Origin of the sequence: Phaeospirillum tilakii (assembly GCF_042683125.1) — a bacterium.
In the GTDB taxonomy this organism is placed as follows: domain Bacteria; phylum Pseudomonadota; class Alphaproteobacteria; order Rhodospirillales; family Magnetospirillaceae; genus Phaeospirillum; species Phaeospirillum tilakii.
In genome coordinates, this window is the sequence record NZ_JBHUIY010000016.1 from 1 (window position 1) to 25,983 (window position 25,983).

Consider the following 25,983-nt stretch of genomic DNA (forward strand, 5'->3'; position numbering starts at 1 on the left):
CGCCCCGGCGGCTGCCGCGACCAAGCCCGCCGCGCCCGCCGGCGCGGCCGCGCCGGCCGCCGGCGACGCCCCGCCCCCGCCCCGCACCGAGGAGGAGGAAGAGGAGGAGGAACGCGCCAAGAAGCGTGCCGCCGTCCACAAGCCCGCCCCGGTCAAGCGCAGCGAGCCGCGCCGCCGTACCGGCAAGCTGACCATCACCGACGCCTTGACCGACGACGACCGCTCCGAGCGCGGCCGTTCTCTGGCGGCGGTCAAGCGCGCCCGCGAACGCGAGCGCCTCAAGCATCAGCAGGCCGGCGCTGAAAAGGTGATTCGCGACGTGATCATTCCCGAGACCATCACCGTCCAGGAACTGGCCAACCGCATGGCCACCCGTGGCGCCGACGTGATCAAGGTGCTGATGCGGATGGGCGTGATGGCCAGCATCAACCAGACCATCGACGCCGACACCGCCGAGCTGGTGGTGGCCGAGTTCGGCCACAAGGCCCGCCGCGTCTCCGAAGCCGACGTGCTGCTCGGCCTGGGCGGCGAGGCCGACGAGGACGAGGCCCGGGTGCCGCGTCCGCCGGTGGTCACCATCATGGGTCACGTCGATCACGGCAAGACCTCGCTGCTCGACGCCCTGCGCGAGACCGACGTGGTGTCGGGCGAAGCCGGCGGCATCACCCAGCATATCGGCGCCTATCAGGTGCAGATGCACAGCGGCGGCCGCATCACCTTCATCGACACCCCCGGCCACGAAGCCTTCACCGCGATGCGCGCCCGTGGCGCCAAGGTGACCGACATCGTCGTGCTGGTGGTTGCCGCCGATGACGGCATCATGCCGCAGACGGTCGAGGCGATCCGCCACGCCAAGGCGGCCGGCGTGCCGATCATCGTCGCCATCAACAAGATCGACAAGCCCGACGCCAATCCCGACCGGGTGCGCCAGGAATTGCTCCAGCACGAACTGGTCACCGAGGATCTCGGCGGCGACGTGCTGGCGATCGAGGTGTCGGCCAAGAAGCGGATCAATCTCGACAAGCTCGAGGAAGCGATCCTGCTCCAGGCTGAAATCCTCGACCTGCGCGCCAACCCCGATCGCATCGCCCAGGGCGTGGTGATCGAGGCCAAGATGGAAAAGGGCCGGGGCTCGGTTGCCACCGTGCTGGTGCAGAAGGGCACGCTGCGGGTCGGCGAAGTGTTCGTCGCCGGCGCCGAATGGGGCCGCGTCCGCGCCCTGGTCGATGACCGTGGCAATTCGCTGCGCGAGGCCGGTCCGTCCAGCCCGGTCGAGGTGCTCGGCCTTCAGGGCACGCCGTCGGCCGGCGACGATTTCGTCATCGTCGAGGACGAGGCCCGCGCCCGCGAGATCGCGTCCTACCGTCAGCGGGTCGATCGCGACGCCCGCGCCCGTCTCGCCCAGCGCAGCACGCTCGAGCAGATGTTCGTCGCCATCAAGGCCGGCGACGTCAAGGAACTGCCGGTGGTGGTCAAGGGCGACGTGCAGGGCTCGGTCGAGGCGATCAGCGCCACCCTCGAGAAGATCGGCAACGATTCGGTCAAGGTGCGGCTGCTGCATTCGGCGGTCGGCGGCATCAACGAGTCGGACGTCACCCTGGCCAAGGCCTCGGGCGGCCTGATCATCGGCTTCAATGTCCGCGCCAATCCGCAGGCCCGCGACATGGCCCGCCGTGACGGGGTCGAGATCCGCTACTACTCGATCATCTACGACGTCACCGACGATCTGAAGAAGATGCTGTCGGGCATGCTGGCGCCGGAGCTGAAGGAACGCTTCCTCGGCTACGCCGCCATCCGCGAAGTGTTCTCGATCACCAAGGTCGGCAAGGTCGCCGGCTGCATGGTCACCGAGGGCGTCGTCAAGCGGGGCAGCAAGGTTCGCCTGCTGCGCGACGACGTGGTGATCCACACCGGCGATCTGGCCCAGCTCAAGCGCTTCAAGGACGACGTCAAGGAAGTGCGCGACGGCTACGAATGCGGCATGTCCTTCGCCAATTACGAGGACATCCGCGCCGGCGATGTGATCGAGTGCTTCGAGATCGAGGAGATCGCGGCGACCCTGTAAGGGGGCGTCGCGCCGCTTCCCGCCCGGCCGGAGGACATCATGACCCGTGCCAGCAAGCCGCCCTCGCAGCGTCAGCTGCGGGTCGGCGAGGAGCTTCGTCACATCATCGCCGCCCTGATCGAACGCGGGGAATTCCGCGATCCCGATCTCCAGGGCCGCGCCATCACCGTTACCGAGGTGCGGATCAGCCCCGACCTGCGCAACGCCACCGTGTTCGTGGTGCCGCTGGGCGGCGGCGACCCCGCCCCGGTGCTGGCCGGGCTCAAGCGGGCCCGATCCTATCTGCGTCACGAGATCGGTCAGGCGGTGCAGCTGCGTTGCGTGCCCGATCTGTCGTTCCAGGCCGACACCTCGTTCGACGAGGCGTCGCGCATCGACGACCTGCTGCGCAGCCCCGAGGTCGCCCGCGACCTCGACGACGCTCAGTAAAACAAATTCAACGCGGGCTCCGCCCGCACCCGCCAGGGGCCAGCGGCCCCTGGACCCGCTTCGATAATCGAGGCAGGTCCAGGAGCCGCTGGCTCCTGGCGGGTGTGGGCAGAGCCCACAGGAAAGGCGCGGGATGGCGCGGAAACGCAAGGGTCAGCCGATCGACGGCTGGCTGTCGCTCGACAAGCCGCTCGGCCTGTCCTCGGCCCAGGCGGTGGCGCAGGTGCGCCGCCTGTTCGATGCCGCCAAGGTCGGCCATGGCGGCACCCTCGACCCGTTGGCGACCGGGGTGCTGCCGATCGCGCTGGGCGAGGCGACCAAGACCGTCCAGTACGTGATGGACGGGGCCAAGGCCTATCGCTGGACCGTGCGCTGGGGCATCGCCACCAGCAGCGACGATGGGGAAGGGGAGGTGGTCGCGACCGCCCCCGGGCGCCCCGACCGCGCCGCGATCCTCGCCGCGCTGCCGGCCTTTACCGGCATCATCACCCAGGTGCCGCCGATCTATTCGGCGATCAAGGTGGCGGGCGAGCGGGCCTACGACCTCGCCCGTGCCGGCGAGACGGTGGAACTGGCGGCGCGGCAGGTGCGGATCGACCGGTTCGAGCTGGTCGAGCAGCCCGACGACGACCACGCGGTGTTCGAGGTCGCCTGCGGCAAGGGCACCTATATCCGTTCGCTGGCGCGCGACCTCGCCCGCGCGCTCGGCACCGTCGGCCACGTCACCGCGCTGCGGCGGATCCTGTGCGGGCCGTTCGACGAGGCCCGGTCGATTTCCCTTGAAGCCCTGCGGGAGTTGGGGCAAGGTGCCGACCTTCGGAGCTGTCTGCTGCCGATCGAGACCGCGCTGGACGACATCCCGGCCCTGGCCCTGACCGACGCGGACGCCCGCCGCCTCCAGAGTGGCGGCCCCGTGCCCCTGGCACGCGCGGCTTCCTTCCTTTCGCAGGCCGAAATTGCCCCGGACACGCCGTGCCGGGCGATGGCCGGTGGACGGCTGGTGGCGTTGGTGCGCATCGAGGACGGGCTGATCCGCCCGGTGCGCGTGATGGTACAGTCTCGACATGAAGGAGTTGACGATGTCGATCACCCCTGAACGCACCCAGGAACTGGTCAAGGAATTCGCCGCGAAGGAAGGCGATACCGGCTCGACCGAGGTGCAGGTCGCGATCCTGTCGGAGAGAATCCGCAATCTCACCGAGCACCTCAAGGAGCACAAGAAGGATTTCCATTCGCGCCGTGGCCTGCTGATCATGGTCGGTCAGCGCCGCCGGATGCTGGATTACCTGAAGAAGAAAGACCAGAAGCGGTACGAGGGGCTTATTGCGCGCCTTGGCCTCCGCAAGTAAGCGGATATCGCGAAAAGACGGCCGGACGTCGGCCATGACGGGACCCGCGTGGAGATGGCTTCACGCGGGTCGCCGTGTTTCTATTACACGACGTCGGGACCGCCGCAATCCGGCGGCGATCCTAGGAAAAGGGAACTGACGAGAATGTCGCTGTTCAACGTACACCGCAAGGAGATCACCTGGGGCGGCCGCAAGCTCGTCCTCGAGACGGGCAAGGTCGCCCGTCAGGCCACCGGGGCCGTGATGGCCACCTATGGCGATACCACCGTGCTGTGCACCGTGGTCGGGGTGAAGTCCCTGAAGCCGGGCGTCGATTTCTTTCCGCTGACCGTCAATTACCAGGAAAAGGCCTTCGCCGCCGGCAAGATCCCGGGCGGGTTCTTCAAGCGCGAAGGGCGTCCCAGCGAGCGCGAGACCCTGATCTGCCGTCTGATCGACCGTCCGATCCGCCCGCTGTTCGCCGAAGGCTTCCGCAACGAGGTGCAGGTGATCTGCACCGTGCTGTCGCATGACCTCGAGAACGACCCCGACATCGTGGCGATGGTCGGCACCTCGGCCGCGCTGACCCTGTCCGGCCTGCCGTTCATGGGCCCGATCGGCGCCGCTCGCGTCGGCTATGTCGATGGCCAGTACGTGCTGAACCCGACCCCGGCCGAGAATGCTCAGAGCGCGCTCGACCTCGTCGTCGCCGGCACCTCCGAAGGCGTGCTGATGGTCGAATCCGAGGCCAAGCAGCTGTCGGAAGAGGTGATGCTGGGCGCGGTCAATTTCGGCCACACCGCCTTCCAGCCGGTGATTCAGGCGATCATCGAGCTGGCCGAGCAGGCCGCCGCCGAGCCGTGGGAGCTGGCCCCGCCGGCGCCGCAGGTCGCGGTGGTGCGTGGCAAGTTCGAGGCCGCCGGCATCCCCGCCGCCCTGGCCGAGGCCTACAAGATCGTCAAGAAGCAGGACCGCTACGCCGCCGTCGGCGCGGTCAAGGCCAAGGCGCTCGAAGCCCTGACCGACGCGGCCGAGCTGGAAGTCGCCCCCGGCATCCTCAAGGATCTCGAATCCGAGGTGGTGCGCGGCAACATCCTCAACACCGGCATCCGCATCGACGGCCGCGACACCAAGACCGTCCGTCCGATCGAGGTCGAGGTCGGCGTGCTGCCGCGCGCCCACGGTTCGGCGCTGTTCACCCGCGGCGAGACCCAGGCGATGGTGGTCGCCACCCTCGGCACCGGCCAGGACGAGCAGATCATCGACGCGCTGGCGGGCGAGTACCGCGAGCACTTCATGCTGCACTACAACTTCCCGCCCTTCTCGGTCGGCGAGGCGGGCCGGATCGGCTCCCCCGGCCGGCGCGAGATCGGTCACGGCAAGCTGGCGTGGCGCGCGGTGCGCCCGACCCTGCCGACCAAGGAAGCGTTCCCCTACACCATCCGCGTGGTGTCGGAGATCACCGAATCCAACGGTTCCTCCTCGATGGCCACCGTCTGTGGCTCGTCGCTGGCGCTGATGGATGCCGGCGTGCCGCTGCCCAAGCCGGTGGCCGGCATCGCCATGGGCCTGATCAAGGAAGGCGAGCGTTTCGCGGTGCTGTCCGACATCCTGGGCGATGAGGACCATCTCGGCGACATGGACTTCAAGGTGGCCGGCACCGAGGACGGCGTCACCGCCCTCCAGATGGACATCAAGATCACCTCGATCACCAGCGAGATCATGAAGATCGCGCTGGAGCAGGCCAAGGCCGGCCGCATCCACATCCTGGGCGAGATGGCCAAGGGGATCGACGCCGCCCGCGAGTCCGTCTCCGGCAACGCCCCGCGCATCACCACCTTCAACATCCCGAAGGAAAAGATCCGCGACGTGATCGGCACCGGCGGCAAGGTGATCCGCGAGATCTGCGAGCAGACCGGGGCCAAGATCGACATCGAGGACGACGGCACCATCAAGGTCGCCTCGGTCGATGCCGACGCCGCCCAGCGCGCGATCGACTGGATCCGTGGCATCGTCGCCGAGCCGGAACTCGGCGTGATCTACACCGGCAAGGTGGTCAAGGTGGTCGATTTCGGCGCCTTCGTGAACTTCCTCGGCTCGCGTGACGGTCTGGTCCACATCTCCGAACTGGCCCGCGAGCGCGTCGCCAAGGTCGCCGACGTGGTCAAGCAGGGCGACAGCGTCAAGGTCAAGGTGCTGGGCTTCGACGATCGCGGCAAGGTCAAGCTGTCGATGAAGCAGGTCGATCAGGCCACCGGCGAGGACCTCTCGGCCCAGATCGAGGCCGAAAAGGCCGAGCGCCGCAAGGAGCGTGACAAGCCCGTCGAGGGCTGATCCGCTTCCTTCGGGGACTGAATGAAAGGGCGCGGCTCCTTCGCGGGGGCCGCGCCTTTTTTCGTCCGTGTCCGTTGCGCGGGCTCTGCCCGCGACCCGCCGGGGCGATGCCCCGGACCCCCTTTGTTTTCATCGATAAAAAAAGGCCCGCCCCGAAGGGCGGGCCGTGTCGTCGGCAACCGGATCCGGTCAGAGCGACGCCATCTTGGCCTGCAATCCCTCGTCGAGCTTGTCGAGGAACTGGGTGGTGGTCAGCCAGGGCTGGTCCGGGCCGATCAGGATGGCGAGGTCCTTGGTCATGAAGCCGGCCTCGACCGTCTCGATGCAGACCTGTTCCAGCGCCTCGGCGAAGCGGGCCACCTCGGGGGTGTTGTCGAAGCGGGCGCGGTAGGTCAGGCCCCGGGTCCAGGCGAAGATCGAGGCGATCGGGTTGGTCGAGGTCGCCTTGCCCTTCTGGTGCTCGCGGTAATGGCGGGTGACGGTGCCGTGCGCCGCCTCGGCCTCGACCGTCTTGCCGTCGGGCGACAGCAGCACCGAGGTCATCAGGCCGAGCGAGCCGAAGCCCTGGGCCACGGTGTCGGACTGGACGTCGCCGTCATAGTTCTTGCAGGCCCAGACGAACTCGCCCGACCATTTGAGGGCGCAGGCGACCATGTCGTCGATCAGGCGGTGCTCGTAGGTGATGCCGAGCCGGTCGAATTCGGCCTTGAACTCGGCATCGAACACCTCCTGGAACAGGTCCTTGAAGCGGCCGTCATAGGCCTTGAGGATCGTGTTCTTGGTCGAGAGGTAGACCGGCCACTTCTTGGCGAGGCCGTAATTGAAGCAGGCCCGGGCGAAACCGCGAATCGATTCGTCGAGGTTGTACATCCCCATCGCGATGCCGGCGCCGGGGAAGCTGAACACCTCGTGCTCGATGGTCTGGCCGTCGGCGCCCTCGAACTTGATCGTCAGCTTGCCGGGGCCGGGCACCTTGAAATCGGTGGCGCGGTACTGGTCGCCGAAGGCGTGACGGCCGATCACGATCGGCTTGGTCCAGCCCGGCACCAGACGCGGCACGTTCTTGCAGATGATCGGCTCGCGGAACACCGTGCCGTCAAGAATGTTGCGGATGGTGCCGTTGGGCGACTTCCACATCTTCTTGAGGTTGAATTCCTTGACCCGGGCCTCGTCGGGGGTGATGGTCGCGCACTTGACGCCGACGCCGTATTTCTTGATCGCCTCGGCCGCTTCGACCGTCACCTTGTCGTCGGTGGCGTCGCGATGCTCGACCCCCAGGTCGTAATACTTGAGGTCGATCTCAAGATAGGGCAGGATCAACTTTTCCTTGATGAACTGCCAGATGATCCGCGTCATCTCGTCGCCGTCCAATTCGACGATCGGATTGGCGACCTTGATTTTTTTCATCGACGTCCTCCCGGTCTTTGGGCAATTCTCGCATTTGCCGGGACGCGCGCGGTCCCGCGCGCGGCGCCGCCCCGACCGGGGCCGACGATAAGCATCCGCCGCGGCGAACGCAAGCCGGATCCCCCCCTCTCGGGGGGGATTCGGGCGGGATCGGCGCCATGGAAACACTTTGTTCCTGGGATCCCGGCCCTTGTCTCGGCCATAGTGTCGCGGCACCGTCCCACTCTCATCGGGAGAAGACTCTCATGCGTTTCATCGTCAAGCCGGCCGCCCTGGCCGCCATTGCCGGCCTCGGCCTGGCCCTCGCCATGCCGGCGGTTGCCCAGCAATTGAAGCCCGAGGAGGCGCTGACCCTGCGCCAGGGCCTGATGCTGGCCCTCAAGACGCAGTGGATGCCGATCGGTGCCTTCGCCGCCGGCAAGGCCGATGCCCCGGCCGACGCGGTCGCCCGCGCCGAGAACGTTGCCGCGATCGCCAAGCTGGCCCCGATCGGCTGGGCCAAGGGCACCGAGAACCTGCCCAAGGCCGAAACCAAGGCCGAGGCGTTCGGGGCCAAGGCCGCCGCCTTCCACGATGACTGGAAGACCTTCGCCGCCGAGGCCGACAAGCTGGTCGTCGCCGCCAAGGCCGGTCCCGATGCGCTGAAGACCCAGGCCGCCGCCACCGGCAAGCTGTGCAAGGGCTGTCACGAGGAATTCAAGGAAGACTGATCCCGGACCCCCGGCCCGGCCCCCCTGGGGACCCGGGCCGGGGCGACGCGCGGCACGGCATGGCTGGATTTTCGCCGGGGATCGGGTAAACCGGACGCCCGTGCCTGATGGAGCCCGCCGATGCCGGAACTGCCGGAAGTCGAAACCGTTGCCCGTGGTCTGTCGCGGGTGTGGCCCGGCCGCACCCTGACCGAGGTGGTGACCCGCCGCGCCGGATTGCGCCGCCCGTTCCCCGCCGATTTCGCCGCCCGCCTGACCGGGCAGCGTTTCCTCCGTGTCGGCCGCCGCGCCAAATATCTGCTGGCGTATTTCGAGTCCGGGCTGGTGCTGCTCGGCCATCTCGGCATGTCGGGGCGGATGGTGATCTCGCCCCGCCGCAACACCCCGCCCGGCCCGCATGATCACGTCGCCTTCACCACCGATGACGGCACCCTGGTGACGATGGTCGATCCCCGCCGCTTCGGGCTGCTCGACCTCGCCGAGGCGGCGGATCTGGCGCGCCATCCCCTGCTGGCCGATCTCGGTCCCGAGCCGCTGGAGGAGGGGTTCGACGCCGCCGCGCTGGCCGAGGCGCTGGCCGGGAAGGCCACCGCGATCAAGCTGGCCCTGCTCGACCAGAAACTGGTGGCCGGGCTCGGCAACATCTATGTCTGCGAAAGCCTGTTCCGCGCCGGGATCTCGCCGTTCCGCGCCGCCGGCAGCCTCGACGCCGCCGAATGCGCCAAGCTGGCGGCGGCGATCAAGGCGGTGCTGGGCGAGGCGATCGCCGCCGGCGGCTCCACCCTGCGCGACCATCTCCAGCCCGATGGCACGCTGGGCTATTTCCAGCATGCCTTCCGGGTCTATGGTCGCGCGGGGGAACGCTGTCCCGACTGCCCCGGCCCGCCCGCCTGCCCGGGCATCGAACGCGAGGTTCAGGGCGGCCGGTCCACTTTCCATTGTGCATGGCGGCAAAGGTGATGGTATGAGGATGCACATGGCCGTTGTTCGCCCGTTCGTTCTGGCTCTCGCCGTCTGCGCCGCCGCTTTCGCCGCGCCGGCTCGAGCCGAGGGATTCCTCAGCGCCTACGAGGATCTGCCGCTGGCGCCGGGGCTGGCCGAAATCGCCGGGGCCGGCGTCGCCTTCGATTCGCCCAATGGCCGGATCGTCGAGGCCTATGCCCACGGCCGGCTCAGCCCCGCCGCGCTGCTGCGTTTCTATGCCGACACCTTGCCGCAATTGGGATGGAGCCGAGAGAGCGACACCCTTTACCGCCGCGAGGCCGAGGTGCTGCGTCTGGCCCCCGCCGCCGAGCGCGACGGGGTGATGGTGCGGTTCTCGATCTCGCCGGAATGACCCGTCCGCAGGGAGGAGCGACCCCGTCATGGCCTATGAAACCATCATCGTCGAGACCCGCCGCCACGTCGGCCTGATCACCCTCAACCGCCCGAAGGCGCTCAACGCGCTCTGTGCCCAGCTGGTGGCCGAACTCGGTCAGGCGCTCGACGCCTTCGAGGCCGATGACGAGATCGGCGCGATCGTCCTGACCGGCTCGGAAAAGGCCTTCGCCGCCGGGGCCGACATCAAGGAGATGGCCGGCAAGAGCTTCATGGACGCCTATCTGGCCGACTTCATCACCGATGGCTGGGAACGGATCACCACCTGCCGCAAGCCGGTGATCGCGGCGGTGGCCGGCTTCGCCCTCGGCGGCGGCTGCGAGGTGGCGATGATGTGCGATTTCATCCTCGCCGCCGACAATGCCAAGTTCGGCCAGCCGGAAATCACCCTCGGCATCATTCCCGGCGCCGGCGGCACCCAGCGCCTGACCCGCGCCGTCGGCAAGGCCAAGGCGATGGAGATGGTGTTGACCGGGCGGATGATCGACGCCGCCGAGGCCGAGCGCGCCGGGCTGGTCAGCCGGGTGGTGCCGCTGGCCGAGCTGGTCGAAGAGGCGGTCAAGGTGGCCGAGAAGATCGCCGGCCTCAGCCGGCCGGTGGTGCTGATGGCCAAGGAGGCGGTCAACGCCGCGTTCGAGACCTCGCTGTCGCAGGGAATCCGGTTCGAACGCCGGCTGTTCCATGCCACCTTCGCCACCGAGGACCAGAAGGAAGGCATGGCCGCCTTCATCGAGAAGCGCAGCCCGACCTTCCGCAACCGCTGAGGTCCCGCGCCGGCGGGGAGGGGCGCGGGCCGCTCCCCGTCCGGGCGTGGCCCGGTCAGCTCTTGATGTTGGCCAGGGTGCCGTACATTTCCTTGCAGGTGGCGACCACCTGCGAGGCGGCCGAATAGGCCTGCTGCGACACGATCATCCGCGAGAATTCGGTGCCGGTGTCGGTGGTCGAGCCCTCCAGCGCCTGGGAAGCGAGCGTGCCGGTGCCGTTCTGGCCCGGTTTGCCGATCATCGCCTCGCCCGAACTCAGACCGGTCTGGTAGACGTTGCCGCTCCGCACCGTCAGCCCGTTGGCATTGGCGAAATTGGCCAGGGCGATCTGGCCGACGGTGACCGACAGGCCGCTGCCATAGGTGGCGGAGACGGTGCCGTCCGAAGCGACCGACATCTTGGAATACTTGCTCTTGATGTAGCCGTTCTGGTCGGTGCTGGACACCTTGATGTCGTTGCTGCCCCGGTCGTACTGGGTCAGGTCGGAGAAGTCGAACGACACCGTCTGCGATCCCGCACCGCCGCCGATGGCGGTGGACAGGGAACTGCCGCTGACGCCGTCGATCGCGCTGATCCCGCCGCCCGAGCCGAAGGTCACCGTGTGGCTGCCCGGGCTGAAGGTCAGCGACGGATCGGACGAGGACAGCGCCATCGTCCATTCGTCCGACATCACGCTGTCGGGGGTGAAGGTCAGCGTGACCATCTCACTCGCCCCGGAGGCGTTGTAGATCTCGACGGTGGCGCTGACCGAGCTGACATTGCCGCCCAGCGCCGCCACCGACAGCGATTCCGGCAGGTTGGCGTTGAGCTTGAGCGAGGAGGTGGCTTTCCACGCATAGCCGGTGGGATCGACCCCGAGCGCGCTGGGGGTGGTGCTGAGGGTGGTGGTCCCGGTGACGGGATCGTAGGTGGCGGCGTAGCCCTCGAGGTAATAATCGTTGCCGAGGGTCAGGAAGCCCCTGTCGTTGAGCGAGAACTCGCCGTCGCGGCTGTAGAAGTACTCGGTCGAGGCGACCGCGCCGGTGCCGGCATCGGTCTTGACCAGGCAGAAGAAGCCCCTTCCGCTGATGGCGAGGTCGGTGTCGTTGGACGAATCCGCGACGTTCCCCTGCAGGGTGACGTTCTGCCGGGTGTTGGCGGTGACCCCCGCCCCGTTGGTGCCCCCGCCGGCCGCGGCGGTGACCAGATCGGCGAACCGGGTGCGGTTGGACTTGTAGCCGGAGGTCGAACTGTTGGCCAGATTGTTGGCGACGGTCGCGAGCGACTGGCTTTCGGCCTTCAGCCCGGACACCGAGTTGACCAACGCCGAGGAGATCGTGGACATCGAAGGGGTCTCCCGTAGGGGCGGAGCGAACCGACCGCCCAGGCTGATCCCACCAGCCCCGGCGATCCATCGTTTTGCTTTGTACGGCCGGGACGCCGATGTCAGGCAGTCCCGGCGACAAAAACAATCCGGCCCCTTCCCGGCCGGCCTCCGCCTCAGCCCGGGCGGGTCTGGCCGGCGCCGCGCACCACGTATTTGAAGGTGCAGAGCTGCTCGACCCCGACCGGGCCGCGGGCATGCATCTTGCCGGTCGAGATGCCGATTTCCGCCCCCATCCCGAACTCGCCGCCATCGGCGAACTGGGTCGAGGCGTTCCACAGCACGATCGCCGAATCGCAGCCGGCGAGGAAGGTTTCGGCGGCGGCGGCGTCGTGGGTGATGATCGCCTCGGTGTGGTGCGAGCCGTAGCGGTTGATGTGCTCGACCGCCGCCGTCACCCCGTCCACCAGTTTGACCGCGATCACCGCGTCGAGATATTCGGTGCGCCAGTCCTCCTCGCTGGCCGGGGCGACGCGGGGATCGACCGCCTGGGTGGCGGCATCGCCGCGCACCGCGCAGCCGGCCTCGAGCAGCGCCGTCACCAGCGGGGCGAGGTGGGTGGCGGCGCAGGCGCGATCGACCAGCAGGGTCTCGGTGGCGCCGCAGACCCCGGTCCGCCGCATCTTGGCGTTGAGCACGATGTCGCGGGCCATGGCGAGGTCGGCGCCGCCATCGACATAGGTGTGGCAGATCCCCTCCAGATGCTGGAACAGCGGGATCCGGCTTTCCTCGACCACCCGGGCCACCAGCGACTTGCCGCCGCGCGGCACGATCACGTCGATGAATTCGGACAGGCGCAGCATCGCCCCGACCGCGGCACGGTCGGCGGTGGGGACCATCGCCACCGCGTCGGCCGGCAGGCCGGCGGCGGCGATCCCCCGGGCCAGCGCCGCCATGATGGCGCGGGCCGAGTGATAGGCCTCCGAGCCGCCGCGCAGGATGCAGGCGTTGCCCGATTTGAGACAGAGGGCGGCGGCGTCGGCGGTGACGTTGGGCCGGCTCTCATAGATGATCCCGATCACCCCGAGCGGCACCGCCACCCGGCTGATGCGCAGGCCGTTGGGGCGGGTCCAGTCGGCCAGCACCCGGCCGAGCGGGTCGGGCAAGGCGGCGATGGTTTCCAGCCCGGCGGCCATCGCCTCGATCCGGGCCGGGGTCAGGGTCAGCCGGTCGATCAGCGCCGGGGTGAGGCCCTTGGCGGTGGCGGCGGCGACGTCCTGGCGGTTGGCCTCGGCCAGGGTCGCGGCGTCGGCGCGGATCGCGGCGGCGGCCTCGGTCAGGGCGCGGTTGCGCGCGGCGGCCGGGCTCTGGGCCAGCCGGGCGGCGGCGGCGCGGGCGCGCCGGCCGAGATCGCGCATCATCTCCTCGATGTTTTCCGACATGCCTTATCCCTCCACCACCAGATCGTCGCGATGAATCAGTTCGTCCCGGCCGTGAAAGCCGAGGATCGCCTCGATGTCGGCCGATTGCCGGCCGGCGATGCGGCGGGCGTCGTCGGCGGCATAGGCCGACAGGCCGCGCCCCAGCACCCGTCCCGCCGCGTCCTTGACCAGCACGCAATCGCCCCGGTCGAACTCGCCCTCGACCCCGGTGACCCCGGCCGGCAGCAGCGAGCCGCCGCGCCGGAGCGCCCGCACCGCGCCGGCATCGAGCACCACCGCCCCGGCCGGGCTCATCGCCCCGTAGATCCATTGCTTGCGGGCGGTGCGCGGGCTGCCCTCGGGCAGGAACCAGGTGCAGCGCCCGCCGCCGGCCACCGCCGCCAACGGGTTCATCGCCTGACCGCGCGCGATCGCCATCCGGCAGCCGGCCGACAGGCAGATCTTGGCCGCCGCCAGCTTGGTCACCATCCCGCCCGAGCCGTAGGCCGAGCCGGGATCGCCGGCCATCGCCTCGATCTCCGGGGTCAGCTCGCGCACCTCGGGGATGAAGCGGGCGTCGGGATCCTTGCGCGGGTCGGCGGTGTAGAGCCCGTCGATGTCGGAGAACAGCACCAGCGCGTCGGCCGAAACCATCTGCGCCACCCGCGCCGCGAGGCGGTCATTGTCGCCGAAGCGGATCTCGGCGGTGGCCACCGTGTCGTTCTCGTTGATCACCGGCACCGTGCCCAGCCGCAGCAGGGTTTCGAGCGTCGCCCGGGCGTTGAGGTAACGCCGACGGTGGTCGGAATCATAGAGGGTCAGCAGCACCTGGGCCACGGTCAGGCCGAAGCGCGCGAGCGAATCCTGGTAATCGTGGGCGAGATGGATCTGGCCGGTGGCGGCGGCGGCCTGCTTCTCCTCCAGCCGCAGCGGCGGGGTCAGGCCGAGCTTGCGCCGGCCGACCGCCACCGCGCCGGACGACACCACGATCACCTCCTGGCCGCGCTGGCGGCAGGCGGCGATGTCGGCGCAGACCGAATCCAGCCATTTGCGCCGCACCAGCCCGGTGGCTTCATCGACCAGCAGGCTGGAGCCGATCTTGAGGATCAGCCGTTTCGCCTCAACGATCGGACCGCTCAGCGTCATCGTCCCCGTCCTCGCCTTCGTCCCCATCTTCTTCCGCGTCGAGGTCATCCTCCTCGTCGAGGTCCTCTTCGCCGTCGGGGGCGTCCGTCTCGGCGAAGCTCGTCACCTCGGCCGAGTCGTCCTCCTCGTCCCCGTCCTCGTCCTCGTCGTCCCAGACCCATTCGCCGTTGGGGCCGTAATGGCCGCCTTCGTCCTCGTCGGCGCCGCCCTGGCGGTAATCGGCCGGCAGCCGCTTGGCGGTGCCGACGGTGCCGGTGGCGGCGAGAATGCCGGGATCCTCGGCGCGGGCTGCGTGGATGTGGCCGAACAGGGCGCCCAGCACCGGGCGCAGGCCGATGCCCGACACCCCCGACAGCGGCAGCACCGGGCCGCCGCTGGCCTCGGCCAGGGCGGCCAGCTTGGCCTCGATTTCCTCGGGCAGCAGCGAATCGCACTTGTTGAGCGCCACCACCTCGGGTTTGTCGGCCAGCCCGCCGCCATAGGCGGCCAGCTCGCCCCGCACCACCCGGTAGGATTCGGCGACGTCCTCGGCGGTGCCGTCGATCAGATGCAGCAGCACCCGGCAGCGTTCGATATGGCCGAGGAAGCGGTCGCCGATCCCGGCGCCCTGATGGGCGCCCTCGATCAGGCCGGGGATGTCGGCGATGATGAATTCCTCGTCGCCCAGCGTCACCACCCCGAGGTTGGGATGCAGCGTGGTGAAGGGATAATCGGCGATCTTCGGCCGGGCCCGGGTGACGGCGGCGAGGAAGGTCGATTTGCCGGCGTTGGGCAGCCCGACCAGCCCGGCATCGGCGATCAGCTTCAGCTTGAGCCAGATCCAGCGTTCCTCGCCCGGCCAGCCGTCATCGGCGCGGCGGGGGGCCTGGTTGGTCGAGGTCTTGTAATGCAGGTTGCCGAAGCCGCCGTCGCCGCCGCGCAGCAGCACGATCGTCTGCCCGGCCTGGGTCAGGTCGGCCAGCACGGTGTCGCGCTCGGCGTCGAGCACCTGGGTGCCGACCGGCACCTTCAGCACCACGTCGTCGCCCTTGGCCCCGGTCTTGTTGCGGCCCTGGCCGTGATGGCCGCGCTGGGCCTTGAAATGCTGCTGGTAGCGGTAATCGATCAGGGTGTTGAGGTTGGCGACGCATTCGAGGATGACGTCGCCGCCCCGGCCGCCGTCGCCGCCGTCGGGTCCGCCGAACTCGATGTATTTCTCACGGCGGAAACTACAGCAGCCGGCGCCGCCGTCGCCGCTCTTGACGAAGATCTTGGCCTGATCGAGGAACTTCATCGCGGGGTGTCCTGGGCAAGGGAGGGCGGGGCACGAAGGGGCGGGGCGGAAACCAAAAGGGGGGAACGGTGTCCCGTTCCCCCCCTGGCAAGACTGACCTAAGCGTTTGCGGGAACGGCGCCTATTCGGCGGCCTCCGGCAGCGGCTCGACCACGACGAAGGTGCGGCCCTGCGCCTTGTGGACGAAGGCGACCTTGCCCGGCGCGGTGGCGAACAGGGTGTGGTCCTTGCCCATCCCGACGTTGGTGCCGGGATAGTACACGGTGCCGCGCTGCCGGACGATGATGTTGCCCGGAATCACCAGCTCGCCGCCGAACTTCTTGACGCCGAGGCGCTGGGAATGGGAATCGCGGCCGTTACGCGAGGAACCGCCCGCTTTTTTATGAGCCATGGTTCAAACTCCTGTGGCTGACCGGAACGCTCAGCCGGCCGTGATGTCGGTGATGCGCAGGATGGTGAGATCCTGGCGGTGTCCGTTCTTGCGGCGCGAGTTCTGGCGACGGCGCTTCTTGAAGATGATGACCTTCTCGCCGCGGGCCTGCGCCACCACGGTGGCGGTCACCGAGGCGCCGGCCACCAGGGGCGCGCCGATCTTTTCGCCGACCATCAGCACCTGGTCGAGCACGACCTGGCCACCGGCCTCCCCAGCCAGCTTCTCGACGCGGATCACGTCGTCCTTGGCCACCTTGTACTGCTTCCCGCCGGTCTGGATGACTGCGAACATGTCGATTCTACCTGAGCATAAGGAATGACGCCGCGCCGGACGAACCACCCCGCGCGAGAGGGCCGCACTATAGCGAGGCCGACGACGGAGTCAACGCCTTTATCGCGCATCACGAGTCCGTCCCCGGCCCCGCCGCCAGCCGCCCCGCCGCCCGCTGGGCGATCGCCTGCCGCGTTGCCGCGTCGGCGCCCAGCCAGGCGGCGATCTCGTCGCGGTTCCGGCCGCAGCCGATACAATAGCCCAGGCGCGGGTCGATCCGGCAACGGGAAACGCAGGGGGACGGGACCGGCGTGGCGGCGGGGACGGACATCGCGGGGGCTCCTGGGCGGCCGGGGGGCTCTGTCCGGGATGTGGGGAAGGGCGGGGCGCCGGTCCAGAGGGGTGTGGCGGGCGGCGGCGGGCGGGGGTAGGCTGGACCTTGGTTTGGGCCGGGCCCCCCGGGGGGAGGCGGCGGCTCTGTCAGGGGAGGGGAACGGAATGCTGCAAGGCAAGGTGCTGGTGGCGCAGGGCGGCGGCCCGACCGCGGTGATCAACCAGTCGATGGTCGGCGCGGTGCTGGAATCGCGCAAGTTCCGCAATGTCGAACTGGTCTACGGCGCCCATCACGGCGTGCGCGGGATCGTCGACGAGGATTTCCTCGACCTGACCCAGGAGACCAGCCACAACCTCGAAATGGTGGCGCAGACCCCGTCCTCGGCGCTGGGTTCGACCCGCGACAAACCCGACCTTAAATATTGCCAGGAAATCTTCAAGGTGCTGCGGGCGCACGGCATCGCCTACTTCTTCTATATCGGCGGCAACGATTCCTCCGACACGGTGCGGATCGTCAGCGAGCAGGCCCAGGCCGCCGGCTATCCGCTGCGCTGTATCCACATCCCGAAGACGATCGACAACGATCTGGTCCACAACGACCACACCCCGGGCTTTCCCTCGGCGGCGCGCTTCGTCGCCCAGGCCTTCATGGGGGTCAATCTCGACAACACCGCGCTCAAGGGGGTCTATGTCGCGGTGGTGATGGGCCGCCATGCCGGCTTCCTCACCGCCGCCTCGGCGCTGGGCAAGAAGTTTCCCGACGACGGCCCCCACCTGATCTACATCCCGGAGCGGACCTTCTCGGTCGACAGCTTCCTCGCCGACGTCCGCGCCACCTATGACCGCCATGGCCGCTGCGTGGTGGCGGTGTCGGAGGGGATCCATGACGAGAACGGCGCCCCGATCATCACCAAGCTGGCCAAGACGGTCGAACACGACCAGCACGGCAACGTCCAGCTGTCCGGCACCGGCGCGCTGGCCGACCTGCTCTGTCACGAGATCAAGGAGAAGCTCGGCATCAAACGGGTGCGCGGCGACACCTTCGGCTATCTCCAGCGCTCGTTCATCGGCTGCGTCTCCGACGTCGATCAGCGCGAGGCGCGCGAGGTCGGCGAAAAGGCGGTGCAATACGGCATGTGGGGCGACAGCGACGGCTCGGTGACGATCCAGCGCACCGGCTTCTATTCGGTCGATTACGCCCTGATGCCGCTGACGGCGGTGGCGGGCAAGACCCGGGTGATGGAGGATCATTTCATCGCGCCGTCCGGCACCGACGTCACCGACGCCTTCCGGATGTATCTGCGCCCGCTGCTCGGCTCGGGGATGCCCGACGCCTTCCGCCTGCGCCACAATTCGGTGCCGCGGATCCTCGCCGCCGGCGGTTGAGCGCGCCGGACCAGGAAAGGGATCCAAGGGCTTTATCCCAAGCCGCGGTGATCGGAACCGATCCCCGCTCCCTCAAGCGCCGGGCGGGGCGCCCCGGCGCCCCTTGGCTTTCGCGCCACGAGGCGCGCGGCCCTTTGGGCCTAACCAAACTGCGATGAGTTTCACTCACCGCAGCTTGGTATTACGGCCCTTGGCGGGTGTGGGCAGCGCCCACGTCACGTTTCCTCGGCGGCGGGATGGCCGATGGCGTAGGGCCGGTAGGCGAGGTCGTGTTCGATGATGTGGCGCATCGCCCATTTCGACAGCAGGGCGATGGCGTTCTCGCGATCGGGCCAGTCGCCGTCGAGCCGCCGCAGCGCCTCGACCTCGCCGAGCAGCAGGCGGTGTTCGGCGCGGTGGGCGTCGCATTCGGCGGCGGGGACGCCACAGGCGGCGATCAGCGCCTCCTCGGCGGCGAAATGGTGGCGGGCATGGGCGGTGAGGGCGGCGAGGGCATGGTCGGCGGCCCCGTCGTCGCCCTGTTCGAGGGCGGCGATCACCTGATTGACCAGCTCGACCATCCGGCGGTGCTGCCGGTCCATGCGCGGCACGCCGACGCTGAGGCCTTCGACCCATTGCGGCGAGATCATCGTCGGACCTCCCTGCCCGGTCCGCGGCGAGGGGACGATGGGGGGGCTGACCGGGCGGCGCAAGTCTAGCAGGTCGGGGCCGGGGCGGTGATTGCTCTTCCGGTCAAAATCCGGCGGAGAACCTACCTCCTATGGTCAAGGGGGATTTACCCGATGATCGGATCGGTGGTGGACAGCCGGCAGCCGCGCGCCAGCAGATCGCGCATCGACGCGGCCGGCAGCGGGCGGCTGAAGATGTAGCCCTGGATCTGGTCGCAGCCGAGCCCGCGCAGGAAATCGAGATGTTCCTGCCGCTCGACCCCTTCCGCCACCACCTTCAGCTTCAGCGCCTTGGCCATCGCGATGATCGCATCGACGATGGCGGCGTCGTTGGGATCGGTGGTGACGTCCATCACGAACGAGCGGTCGATCTTCAGCTTCTGGATCGGGAACCGCTTCAGCACCGACAGCGAGGAATAGCCGGTGCCGAAATCGTCGATGGCGCAGCCGATTCCCATATCCTTGAGGCGCTGGACCACGGCGATGGCGTTGTCGGCGTCGCGCATCGCCGAGCTTTCGGTCAGTTCCAGCTCCAGCCAGCGGCTGTCGAGCCCGGATTCGGCCAGCGCCTTCTCGCAGGCGGCGATCAGGCGGCGGGCATACTGGAACTGGCGGCCGGAGACGTTGACCGCCACCGGCACCGCCGCCAGCCCCTCCTGCTGCCACGCCCGGGCCTGGCGGGTGCTGGTGGTCAGCATGAATTCGCAGATCGCGTCGATCAGGCCGGATTCCTCGGCCACCGGGATGAAGTCGGCGGGGGAGACCGGGCCGAGTTCGGGGCTCGACCAGCGCACCAGCGCCTCCATCCCCACCACCGTGCCGTCGATCAGATCGACCTGCGGCTGGTAATGGGCCGACAATTCGCCGTGATCGACGGCGCGGCGCAGCCGGTTCTGCATCGACAGGGTCTTGCGGGCGCGGGTGCTCAGCTCCTTGGTGAACATCTGGAAGCTGGCGGTGCCCTGGGCCTTGGCGCGCTGCAACGCGGCGTCGGCGTTGCGGATCAGGGTCTCGGCGTCCTCGCCGTCGCGCGGGAACAGCGCCACCCCCACCGCCGCCGAGACGTCGAAATCCTGGTCGCCGACCGACACCGTGGTCTGGGCGCGGGCATGGAGGCGGTCGAGCGCCTCCTCCAGGGTGCGGCGGTTGTCGTAGCCGGTCAGCAGCAGCAGGAAATGGTCGCCCGACACCCGGGCCATCATGTCGTTGGCATTGATCGCGGCGCGGACCAGATCGGCCACCCCCATCAGCACCTGATCGCCGATGACGTGGCCCATGGTGGCGTTGATCACGCCGAGCCGGTCGAGGCCGAGGCTGACCACCGCCAGCAGCGAGGATTGGCGGCGGGCCTCGTCGCGCGCGGTCTCGAACCGCTTGAGGAAGGCGGCGCGGTTGGGCAGCCGGGTCATCGGGTCGTGATAGGCGAGGAACGACAGACGCTGTTCGGCCAGCTTGCGGTCGGTGACGTCGAGCATCACCCCGTCCCACACCACCGCGCCGTCCTCGCGCCGGGTCGGGCGCGAACTGCCGCGCAGCCAGCGGCGGCGGCGGTCGGGCCCCGGCACCGACACTTCCTCGTCGAACGGCTCCATCAGCCGCGAGGCGCGGGCCAGCCCGGCGAGGAAGGCGAGCCGCTCCTCGTCCTGCATCAGGGCGAAGAAGCGGCCGGATTCCCCCACCAGTTCGGCCGGTTCGAGCCCGAGCACGCTGCGGCAGCCCTCGCTGACATAGGAGAACTCGACCCGCCCGTCCGGCCACAGCACCCGCTGGAACACCATCCCCGGCATGTTGGCGGCGATGGCGCGCAGCCGCTGCTCGGTCTCGCGCAGGGCGGCCTCGGTCTGGCGGCGGCGGGTGACGTCGCGGCCGATGCCGACGAACAGGCGCTGGCCGTCGAGCCGCACCTCGCTGGTCGACAGTTCGAGGGCGAAGGTGGTGCCGTCGCGGCGCAGCCCGGTCAGGTCGCGCGGGCCGCCGCCGACGATGCTGACATTGGACAGGCCGGCGGAATCGAGCAGTTCGGGATGGCGGTGGGCCGGGGCCAGCAGCATCGTCAGCGGCCGGCCCAGCAGTGCCTCGGCCGGATAGCCGAACAGGCGGCGGGCGGCGGCGTTGGCGGAATCGATCCGGCCCTGGGCGTCGAGGATCAGGATCGAATCCTCGGCATGGTCCATCAGCATGTCGAGCCGCAGCTCGGCCCGGCGCTCGTGGGTGGCGTCGATCACCACCCCGCTCCACACCACGCTGCCGTCGGGCTCGCGGCGCGGCAGCGAGGTGCCGCGCAGCCAGCGCACCTCGCCCCCGGCGGTGATGGCGCGGAACTCGTCCTGGCAGCGGGTCAGCGTCGCCGCCGAGCGCCGCACCTCGTCGAGATGGGCCTCGCGGTCGGCCCAGTGGATCACATGCAGGCAGCCGCGGGCATTGACCCCCATCGCCCGGGGGGCGAAGCCGAGCACCGTCTCGACCCCGTCGCTGAACCAGGGATAGTCGATCGCCCCCTCGGGCGACTGGCGGCGGAGGAAGGCGAAGCCGGGCAGACAGGCGAAGAAGCCATCGGACGGCGGGGCGGCGGGCGCCGGCCCGCGCTCCTCGCTTTGTCCTCCCGCCGTGAAGCTGCCCGTCACCCTGTTGGTCTCCCGTTTTCGCCCCGCGATGGCTCCGTCCGTGCGACCGGCTGATGGTAGCCAGGGGCGGCCTGGCAAGCAACCGATACCCGCCGGAGCAAACGGATAAGGCCGCCTCCGGGTTTATCCGGACTCATCCGCGGGTGGATCCGCGGCCTTTTTCGCCTACACTCGCAGCCGACCCGAGTCCCGCCGAGAGGATCCCGTGCGATGATGTGGCTGACCAACCCGGAAACCTGGATGAGCCTTGCCACCCTGACCCTGCTCGAGCTGGTGCTCGGGATCGACAATCTGGTCTATCTGGCGATCGTCTCCAACCGGCTGCCGGAGCATTTGCGGCCGCTCGGCCGCCGGCTCGGGCTGGCCTTCGCGGTGGTGACCCGGCTCGCCCTGCTCGCCACCCTCAGCTGGGTGGCCGGGCTGGTCGCCCCGGTGATGACGGTGTGGGACCATCCGGTCAGCTGGCGCGACATCATCATGATCGGCGGGGGCGTGTTCCTGGTGGCCAAGGCCACCCACGAGATCCACGGCAGCCTGGAGGGCGAGGACGACGAGATCGACCGCGCCGCGCCCCAGGCCCCGGCGGCGGCGGCCACCGCCGGGCTGGCGGCGGTGATCACCCAGATCGCCCTGCTCGACATCGTCTTCTCGCTCGATTCGGTGATCACCGCGGTGGGGATGGCCAGCCATCTCGAGGTGATGGTGGCGGCGGTGCTGCTGGCGACGCTGGCGATGGTGGTGCTGGCCGGGCCGCTGTCGCGGCTGGTCGAGCGCCATCCCACCGTCAAGATGCTGGCACTGGCCTTCCTGCTGCTGATCGGGGTGGCGCTGATCGCCGACGGCACCGGCCACGAGATCCCCAAGGGCTACCTGTATTTCGCGATGGCGTTCGCCCTGGCGATCGAGGTGCTGAACCTGCTGGCCCGGCGCGGCCGGCGCCAGCCGGTGCGGCTGCGCACGCCGCTGCGCTGAGGCGGGCCCCGTCGCCGCGCGGCGGCGGGGCGCCAGGGTTGAGCGGCCCCGGGGGGTGTGCTATCGCTCCCCGACGGCACGAGGAGGTCCCGCCGGGCGGGTTTCCGGTGGGACGAACGGGAAACTGGAGGGAACGATGGCCTACGTCGTCACCGAGAACTGCATCAAGTGCAAGTATCAGGATTGCGTCGAAGTCTGCCCGGTCGATTGCTTCTACGAGGGGGAGAACTTCCTGGTGATCAACCCCGATGAATGCATCGAATGCGGGGTGTGCGAGCCGGAATGCCCGGCCGAGGCGATCGTGCCGGATTCCGACCCCGCCGCCGCGCCGTGGGTCGAGATCGCCCGCCAGTTCGCGCCGCAATGGCCCAACATCACCCGCAAGGGCGAGGTGCCGGCCGACGCCGAAAGCTGGAAGGGCAAGGCGGGCAAGAAGGATCTGCTGTCACCCAAACCGGGGCACTGAGCCCGGCCCCGGCGCGCCCGACCGTCTCCGGGGGAGGGGACGGAACGGGCGGCGGCGGGGTCAGGCCGGCATCGGCTCCTGCCAGCGGGTGGTCTCGAACGGCGCCAGATTCTCGATGAACTGGCGGGTCGAGGCGGCCCACGAAAATTCCAGCGCATAGGCGCGGCACAGCGCCGGATCGGCCTCCAGCGCGGCCAGGGCGGCGGCGCGCAGGTCCTGATCGAGCCGGCCGACCGGGCTCGATCCGATCACGTCGAGCGGCCCCGGCACCGGATAGGCCGCCACCGGCAGGCCCGAGGCCAGCGCCTCGAGCAGCACCAGACCGAAGGTGTCGGTCCGGCTCGGGAACACGAACACATCGGCGGCGGCGTAATGGCGGGCGAGATCCTCGCCGAAGCGGGCGCCGGCGAAATGCACCCCGGGATGGCGCCGGCGCAGGTCCTCGAGCTGTGGTCCGGCCCCGACCACCGCCTTGGTCCCGGGCAGGTCGAGGTCGAGGAAGGCCTGGACGTTCTTCTCCACCGCCACCCGGCCGACATACAGGAAGATCGGCCGGGCCAGTCCGGCGAACGGCCCGGCCTCGCCCCGCGCCTCGGGGCGGGGGTGGAACAGGTCGGTATCGACCCCGCGCGACCAGCGGCCGATGCGGTGGAAGCCGCGTTGCAGCAGTTCCGATTCGATCCCCTGGGTGGCGACCATCACCCGCGACGAGGCGGCGTGGAACCGCCGCATCACCGCGTAGCTGAGCTTGAGCGGCACCCGGAAGCGGGCCTTGATGTATTCGGGAAACTTGGTGTGGTAGGCGGTGGTGAAGGGCAGCCGCCGCCGCAGGCAGTAGCGCCGCGCCGCCCAGCCGAGCGGCCCCTCGGTGGCGATGTGGATCGCGCAGGGCTGGGCCGCCTCGATCAGCCGGGCGACCAGCCGGCCGGGCCGCACCGCGAGACGGATCTCGGGATAGGTCGGACAGGGCAGGGTGCGGAAGCGGTCGGGGGTGACCATCACCACCTCGTGGCCGTCCCGTTGCAGTTCGCGCCGCAGGATGTCGAGGGTACGGACCACCCCGTTGACCTGGGGCAGCCAGGCGTCCGAGACGACGAGAATGCGCATTCCTACTCCTTGCGGCAGGCCGGCCGGCGCGGCGGCCGGGGGAGGGGGGAAAGGGACGGTGGGGGAAGGGGGCGGCGCCCCCGCCGGGGCGGCCATCGCGTCAGGGCGCGGCCACCGGCGGCGCGGCGTCGAGCGGCCGGGCGGCACCGTCGGACAGGGCGGCGTTGTGGAGATAGAGGCCCGGCTCGCGCAGCCAGTGGAGGATTTCCAGGCTGCCGTCGAAATTCTCGACCAGCGCGGTGCAGCTTTCGACCCAGTCGCCGTCATTGCAGTACAGCACGCCGTCGAACTGGCGGATCTGGGCGTGGTGGATGTGGCCGCACACCACCCCGTCGGCCTGGCTGCGCCGGGCCTCCTCGGCCATCGTCTCCTCGAAATTGGCGATGTACTGGACCGCGTTCTTGACCTTGTGCTTGAGGTAGGCCGACAGCGACCAGTAGGGGAAGCCGAGGGCGCGCCGCACCACGTTCAGCCAGTGATTGAGCGACAGGGCCAGGGTGTAGGCGCCGTCGCCGAGATGGGCCAGCCATTTGGCGTGCTTGACCACCCCGTCGAAGGCGTCGCCGTGGATGATCAGCAGCCGCTTGCCGGCGGCGGTCTGGTGGATCGCGCTGGTGGCGACGCGGATGTCGCCGAACAGCATGCCGTGATAGTCGCGGGCGAATTCGTCGTGGTTGCCGGGGACGAACACCACGCGGGTGCCCTTGCGCGCCTTGCGCAGCAGTTTCTGCACCACGTCGTTGTGGCTCTGCGGCCAGTACCAGGATTTGCGCAGCCGCCAGCCGTCGATGATGTCGCCGACCAGATAGAGGGTGTCGGATTCGCAGCTTTTCAGGAAGTCGAGCAGATCCTCGGCCTTGCTGCCGCGCGTGCCGAGATGGATGTCCGAGATCCAGATGGTCCGGTAACGCCGCTTGATTTCGGTGTTGGCGTTCATGAATCCACCTGTCCTGGGTTGGTCTGGGAGAAGAAGGGGCAGGGGGGTTCTAGTGTGTCGTGGGGTCGGTTGTACATATCGAACCCTGTGTCCCGGGGCAAAATTCATCAAAGTGAAGGCGGAGGGTCACAATTATTTCACTGAGGATTCGCTGGCGTTGTTTGGTATACCGAATCCCCATGTTGGCATTACGCATGACCGAGCCCCCCGAAGCTCCCGCGATGTCGCCCCCGCCGCGCCGGGTGCTGATCGTCCACAATCCCACCGCCGGCCGGCACAAGCGGCGGCGCCTGCTCCGCGTGGTCGAGCGGCTGGAACGGCTGGGCTGCGCCGTCACCGTCGCCGAGACCACCTGCCGGGGCGATGCCGAAATGATCGCCGCCCGCGCCACCCGCGCCGATTACGATGCGGTGGTGGCGGCCGGCGGCGACGGCACCGTCAACGAGGTGCTGAACGGACTGGCCCTGGTCGAGGGCGGTCCGGCGCTGGGGGTGATCCCGCTCGGTACCGCCAATGTGCTGGCCTGCGAGATCGGCCTCGCCCCGCGCGACGCCGACCAGATCGCCCGCGCCATCGCCTTCGGCCCGGCGCGGCGGGTTCATCTCGGCCTCGCCAACCGCCGCCGTTTCCTGCTGATGGCCGGGGCCGGGCTCGACGCCCACGTCGTCGCCGGGGTCAACATCGCGCTGAAGCGCCATGCCGGCAAACTGGCCTATGTGGTCGAGGGGCTGAAACAGGCGGTCGGCTACGATTTCCCGGTGCTGACCATCCGCGCCGACGGGGTCGCCTATGAGGGGCGGATGGCGGTGGCCTGCAAGGGACGGTTCTATGGAGGGCCGTTCGTCGCCGCCCCCGACGCCGATCTCGAAGCCCCCCGGCTGGAGGTCTGCATCCTCCCCGCCGCCGGGGTCACCGGCATGCTGCGCTACGGCCTCGCCCTGCCGCTGGGCAAGCTGCCCGAACTGCCCGAGGTCCAGGTGGTGTCGGCCCGCTCGATCGTCATCACCGGCCCGCGCGGTGCCCCGGTCCAGGGCGATGGCGACATCGTCGCCCGCCTGCCGGTCGAAATCACCATCGCCGACGAAACCGTCGATCTGATCTGCCCGCTGGCGGTGCGCGGCCCCGCCTTGCGCGCCTCGGCCGCGTTGGAACGGGCCTGACGCTCACGCGGGCTCCCGCCCGCACCCGGCCGGGGCGATGCCCCGGACCCCCTTCCTGTTTATTGAGTCA

25 protein-coding genes are annotated in these 25,983 nt (G+C 69.2%); 13 read left to right on the forward strand and 12 right to left on the reverse strand.

Annotation, left to right across the window (positions count from 1 at the left end):
• The 5 genes from infB to pnp all read left to right on the forward strand — a co-directional run.
• A partial coding sequence (infB, locus tag ACFSNB_RS09435) for a translation initiation factor IF-2 (protein ID WP_377315926.1) occupies positions 1-2,065 on the forward strand: 2,065 nt, incomplete at its 5' end.
• A 39-nt stretch (positions 2,066-2,104) separates the two neighbouring features.
• Positions 2,105-2,494, forward strand: a complete 390-nt coding sequence (gene rbfA, locus ACFSNB_RS09440) for a 30S ribosome-binding factor RbfA (protein WP_377315927.1) — start codon at positions 2,105-2,107, stop codon at positions 2,492-2,494.
• 133 nt (positions 2,495-2,627) lie between these two features.
• The gene (gene truB / locus ACFSNB_RS09445) at positions 2,628-3,590 is read left to right on the forward strand and encodes a tRNA pseudouridine(55) synthase TruB (RefSeq protein WP_377315928.1); all 963 of its coding nucleotides are present in this window, start codon (positions 2,628-2,630) and stop codon (positions 3,588-3,590) included.
• Positions 3,574-3,843 carry a 30S ribosomal protein S15 gene (rpsO, locus tag ACFSNB_RS09450; protein WP_377315929.1) on the forward strand — a complete coding sequence of 90 codons (270 nt, stop codon included), beginning with the start codon at positions 3,574-3,576 and terminating at the stop codon, positions 3,841-3,843. Before truB ends, rpsO begins: the two co-directional genes overlap by 17 nt.
• Before the next feature lie 144 nt (positions 3,844-3,987).
• Entirely contained in the window at positions 3,988-6,156 is a 2,169-nt protein-coding gene (gene pnp / locus ACFSNB_RS09455) for a polyribonucleotide nucleotidyltransferase (RefSeq protein WP_377315930.1), read from the forward strand.
• A 189-nt stretch (positions 6,157-6,345) separates the two neighbouring features.
• Here pnp and ACFSNB_RS09460 read toward each other — a convergent pair whose 3' ends face one another.
• A complete protein-coding gene (locus ACFSNB_RS09460; protein WP_377315931.1) occupies positions 6,346-7,563 on the reverse strand; it encodes an NADP-dependent isocitrate dehydrogenase in 1,218 nt (405 codons plus the stop codon).
• 245 nt (positions 7,564-7,808) lie between these two features.
• Between ACFSNB_RS09460 and ACFSNB_RS09465 the strand changes: the two genes are divergently transcribed.
• The 4 genes from ACFSNB_RS09465 (at position 7,809) to ACFSNB_RS09480 (ending at position 10,414) form a co-directional block, all read left to right on the forward strand.
• Positions 7,809-8,273, forward strand: coding sequence for a cytochrome c (locus tag ACFSNB_RS09465; RefSeq protein ID WP_377315932.1), 465 nt, complete (start codon positions 7,809-7,811; stop codon positions 8,271-8,273).
• Positions 8,274-8,393: 120 nt separating this feature from the next.
• Positions 8,394-9,233, forward strand: coding sequence for a bifunctional DNA-formamidopyrimidine glycosylase/DNA-(apurinic or apyrimidinic site) lyase (gene mutM / locus ACFSNB_RS09470; protein ID WP_377315933.1), 840 nt, complete (start codon positions 8,394-8,396; stop codon positions 9,231-9,233).
• 16 nt (positions 9,234-9,249) lie between these two features.
• A complete protein-coding gene (locus tag ACFSNB_RS09475; protein ID WP_377315934.1) occupies positions 9,250-9,609 on the forward strand; it encodes a hypothetical protein in 360 nt (119 codons plus the stop codon).
• A gap of 28 nt (positions 9,610-9,637) precedes the next feature.
• Positions 9,638-10,414, forward strand: a complete 777-nt coding sequence (locus ACFSNB_RS09480) for an enoyl-CoA hydratase (RefSeq protein WP_377315935.1) — start codon at positions 9,638-9,640, stop codon at positions 10,412-10,414.
• A gap of 55 nt (positions 10,415-10,469) precedes the next feature.
• Here ACFSNB_RS09480 and ACFSNB_RS09485 read toward each other — a convergent pair whose 3' ends face one another.
• The 7 genes from ACFSNB_RS09485 to ACFSNB_RS09515 form a co-directional block, all read right to left on the reverse strand.
• Positions 10,470-11,738: a flagellar hook protein FlgE gene (locus ACFSNB_RS09485; RefSeq protein WP_377315936.1), complete on the reverse strand. Its 1,269-nt coding sequence runs from the start codon at positions 11,736-11,738 to the stop codon at positions 10,470-10,472.
• A 155-nt stretch (positions 11,739-11,893) separates the two neighbouring features.
• Entirely contained in the window at positions 11,894-13,159 is a 1,266-nt protein-coding gene (locus ACFSNB_RS09490) for a glutamate-5-semialdehyde dehydrogenase (RefSeq protein ID WP_377315937.1), read from the reverse strand.
• Positions 13,160-13,162: 3 nt separating this feature from the next.
• Positions 13,163-14,284, reverse strand: a complete 1,122-nt coding sequence (gene proB, locus ACFSNB_RS09495) for a glutamate 5-kinase (RefSeq protein ID WP_377315938.1) — start codon at positions 14,282-14,284, stop codon at positions 13,163-13,165.
• Entirely contained in the window at positions 14,259-15,557 is a 1,299-nt protein-coding gene (obgE, locus tag ACFSNB_RS09500) for a GTPase ObgE (protein ID WP_377315939.1), read from the reverse strand. The genes proB and obgE overlap by 26 nt, the downstream gene beginning before the upstream one ends.
• Before the next feature lie 121 nt (positions 15,558-15,678).
• Positions 15,679-15,948 carry a 50S ribosomal protein L27 gene (rpmA, locus tag ACFSNB_RS09505; protein WP_377315940.1) on the reverse strand — a complete coding sequence of 90 codons (270 nt, stop codon included), beginning with the start codon at positions 15,946-15,948 and terminating at the stop codon, positions 15,679-15,681.
• Positions 15,949-15,978: 30 nt separating this feature from the next.
• The gene (gene rplU / locus ACFSNB_RS09510; RefSeq protein WP_377315941.1) at positions 15,979-16,281 is read right to left on the reverse strand and encodes a 50S ribosomal protein L21; all 303 of its coding nucleotides are present in this window, start codon (positions 16,279-16,281) and stop codon (positions 15,979-15,981) included.
• A 109-nt stretch (positions 16,282-16,390) separates the two neighbouring features.
• A complete protein-coding gene (locus tag ACFSNB_RS09515; protein ID WP_377315942.1) occupies positions 16,391-16,591 on the reverse strand; it encodes a DUF1289 domain-containing protein in 201 nt (66 codons plus the stop codon).
• Between the two features lie 167 nt (positions 16,592-16,758).
• Here ACFSNB_RS09515 and ACFSNB_RS09520 point away from each other — a divergent pair, with 167 nt between their 5' ends.
• Positions 16,759-17,979 carry a 6-phosphofructokinase gene (locus ACFSNB_RS09520; protein WP_377315943.1) on the forward strand — a complete coding sequence of 407 codons (1,221 nt, stop codon included), beginning with the start codon at positions 16,759-16,761 and terminating at the stop codon, positions 17,977-17,979.
• A gap of 215 nt (positions 17,980-18,194) precedes the next feature.
• On the opposite strand, the gene ACFSNB_RS09525 is transcribed toward ACFSNB_RS09520, so the two are convergent.
• On the reverse strand, positions 18,195-18,608 hold the full coding sequence (locus ACFSNB_RS09525; RefSeq protein WP_377315944.1) for a bacteriohemerythrin: 414 nt from the start codon (positions 18,606-18,608) through the stop codon (positions 18,195-18,197).
• Between the two features lie 146 nt (positions 18,609-18,754).
• Positions 18,755-21,271, reverse strand: a complete 2,517-nt coding sequence (locus ACFSNB_RS09530; protein ID WP_377315945.1) for a bifunctional diguanylate cyclase/phosphodiesterase — start codon at positions 21,269-21,271, stop codon at positions 18,755-18,757.
• A gap of 210 nt (positions 21,272-21,481) precedes the next feature.
• Between ACFSNB_RS09530 and ACFSNB_RS09535 the strand changes: the two genes are divergently transcribed.
• Positions 21,482-22,243 carry a TerC family protein gene (locus ACFSNB_RS09535; protein ID WP_377315946.1) on the forward strand — a complete coding sequence of 254 codons (762 nt, stop codon included), beginning with the start codon at positions 21,482-21,484 and terminating at the stop codon, positions 22,241-22,243.
• Positions 22,244-22,379: 136 nt separating this feature from the next.
• Entirely contained in the window at positions 22,380-22,709 is a 330-nt protein-coding gene (fdxA, locus tag ACFSNB_RS09540; RefSeq protein ID WP_377315947.1) for a ferredoxin FdxA, read from the forward strand.
• Between the two features lie 60 nt (positions 22,710-22,769).
• On the opposite strand, the gene ACFSNB_RS09545 is transcribed toward fdxA, so the two are convergent.
• Together ACFSNB_RS09545 and ACFSNB_RS09550 are read right to left on the reverse strand one after the other, a co-directional pair.
• Entirely contained in the window at positions 22,770-23,816 is a 1,047-nt protein-coding gene (locus ACFSNB_RS09545; protein ID WP_377315948.1) for a glycosyltransferase family 4 protein, read from the reverse strand.
• Positions 23,817-23,916: 100 nt separating this feature from the next.
• Positions 23,917-24,753, reverse strand: coding sequence for a UDP-2,3-diacylglucosamine diphosphatase (locus ACFSNB_RS09550; protein WP_377315949.1), 837 nt, complete (start codon positions 24,751-24,753; stop codon positions 23,917-23,919).
• 221 nt (positions 24,754-24,974) lie between these two features.
• Between ACFSNB_RS09550 and ACFSNB_RS09555 the strand changes: the two genes are divergently transcribed.
• Positions 24,975-25,913, forward strand: coding sequence for a diacylglycerol/lipid kinase family protein (locus ACFSNB_RS09555; RefSeq protein ID WP_377315950.1), 939 nt, complete (start codon positions 24,975-24,977; stop codon positions 25,911-25,913).
• Positions 25,914-25,983 lie beyond the last annotated feature (70 nt).

Excerpts from the sequence above, each read along its gene's own strand:
- rbfA (WP_377315927.1), top strand. The coding sequence starts at position 2,105 with ATGACCCGTGCCAGCAAGCCGCCCTCGCAGCGTCAGCTGCGGGTCGGC.
- truB (WP_377315928.1), top strand. The coding sequence starts at position 2,628 with ATGGCGCGGAAACGCAAGGGTCAGCCGATCGACGGCTGGCTGTCGCTC.
- rpsO (WP_377315929.1), top strand. The coding sequence starts at position 3,574 with ATGTCGATCACCCCTGAACGCACCCAGGAACTGGTCAAGGAATTCGCC.
- pnp (WP_377315930.1), top strand. The coding sequence starts at position 3,988 with ATGTCGCTGTTCAACGTACACCGCAAGGAGATCACCTGGGGCGGCCGC.
- ACFSNB_RS09460 (WP_377315931.1), bottom strand. The coding sequence starts at position 7,563 with ATGAAAAAAATCAAGGTCGCCAATCCGATCGTCGAATTGGACGGCGAC.
- ACFSNB_RS09465 (WP_377315932.1), top strand. The coding sequence starts at position 7,809 with ATGCGTTTCATCGTCAAGCCGGCCGCCCTGGCCGCCATTGCCGGCCTC.
- mutM (WP_377315933.1), top strand. The coding sequence starts at position 8,394 with ATGCCGGAACTGCCGGAAGTCGAAACCGTTGCCCGTGGTCTGTCGCGG.
- ACFSNB_RS09475 (WP_377315934.1), top strand. The coding sequence starts at position 9,250 with ATGGCCGTTGTTCGCCCGTTCGTTCTGGCTCTCGCCGTCTGCGCCGCC.
- ACFSNB_RS09480 (WP_377315935.1), top strand. The coding sequence starts at position 9,638 with ATGGCCTATGAAACCATCATCGTCGAGACCCGCCGCCACGTCGGCCTG.
- ACFSNB_RS09485 (WP_377315936.1), bottom strand. The coding sequence starts at position 11,738 with ATGTCCACGATCTCCTCGGCGTTGGTCAACTCGGTGTCCGGGCTGAAG.
- ACFSNB_RS09490 (WP_377315937.1), bottom strand. The coding sequence starts at position 13,159 with ATGTCGGAAAACATCGAGGAGATGATGCGCGATCTCGGCCGGCGCGCC.
- proB (WP_377315938.1), bottom strand. The coding sequence starts at position 14,284 with ATGACGCTGAGCGGTCCGATCGTTGAGGCGAAACGGCTGATCCTCAAG.
- obgE (WP_377315939.1), bottom strand. The coding sequence starts at position 15,557 with ATGAAGTTCCTCGATCAGGCCAAGATCTTCGTCAAGAGCGGCGACGGC.
- rpmA (WP_377315940.1), bottom strand. The coding sequence starts at position 15,948 with ATGGCTCATAAAAAAGCGGGCGGTTCCTCGCGTAACGGCCGCGATTCC.
- rplU (WP_377315941.1), bottom strand. The coding sequence starts at position 16,281 with ATGTTCGCAGTCATCCAGACCGGCGGGAAGCAGTACAAGGTGGCCAAG.
- ACFSNB_RS09515 (WP_377315942.1), bottom strand. The coding sequence starts at position 16,591 with ATGTCCGTCCCCGCCGCCACGCCGGTCCCGTCCCCCTGCGTTTCCCGT.
- ACFSNB_RS09520 (WP_377315943.1), top strand. The coding sequence starts at position 16,759 with ATGCTGCAAGGCAAGGTGCTGGTGGCGCAGGGCGGCGGCCCGACCGCG.
- ACFSNB_RS09525 (WP_377315944.1), bottom strand. The coding sequence starts at position 18,608 with ATGATCTCGCCGCAATGGGTCGAAGGCCTCAGCGTCGGCGTGCCGCGC.
- ACFSNB_RS09535 (WP_377315946.1), top strand. The coding sequence starts at position 21,482 with ATGATGTGGCTGACCAACCCGGAAACCTGGATGAGCCTTGCCACCCTG.
- fdxA (WP_377315947.1), top strand. The coding sequence starts at position 22,380 with ATGGCCTACGTCGTCACCGAGAACTGCATCAAGTGCAAGTATCAGGAT.
- ACFSNB_RS09545 (WP_377315948.1), bottom strand. The coding sequence starts at position 23,816 with ATGCGCATTCTCGTCGTCTCGGACGCCTGGCTGCCCCAGGTCAACGGG.
- ACFSNB_RS09550 (WP_377315949.1), bottom strand. The coding sequence starts at position 24,753 with ATGAACGCCAACACCGAAATCAAGCGGCGTTACCGGACCATCTGGATC.
- ACFSNB_RS09555 (WP_377315950.1), top strand. The coding sequence starts at position 24,975 with ATGTCGCCCCCGCCGCGCCGGGTGCTGATCGTCCACAATCCCACCGCC.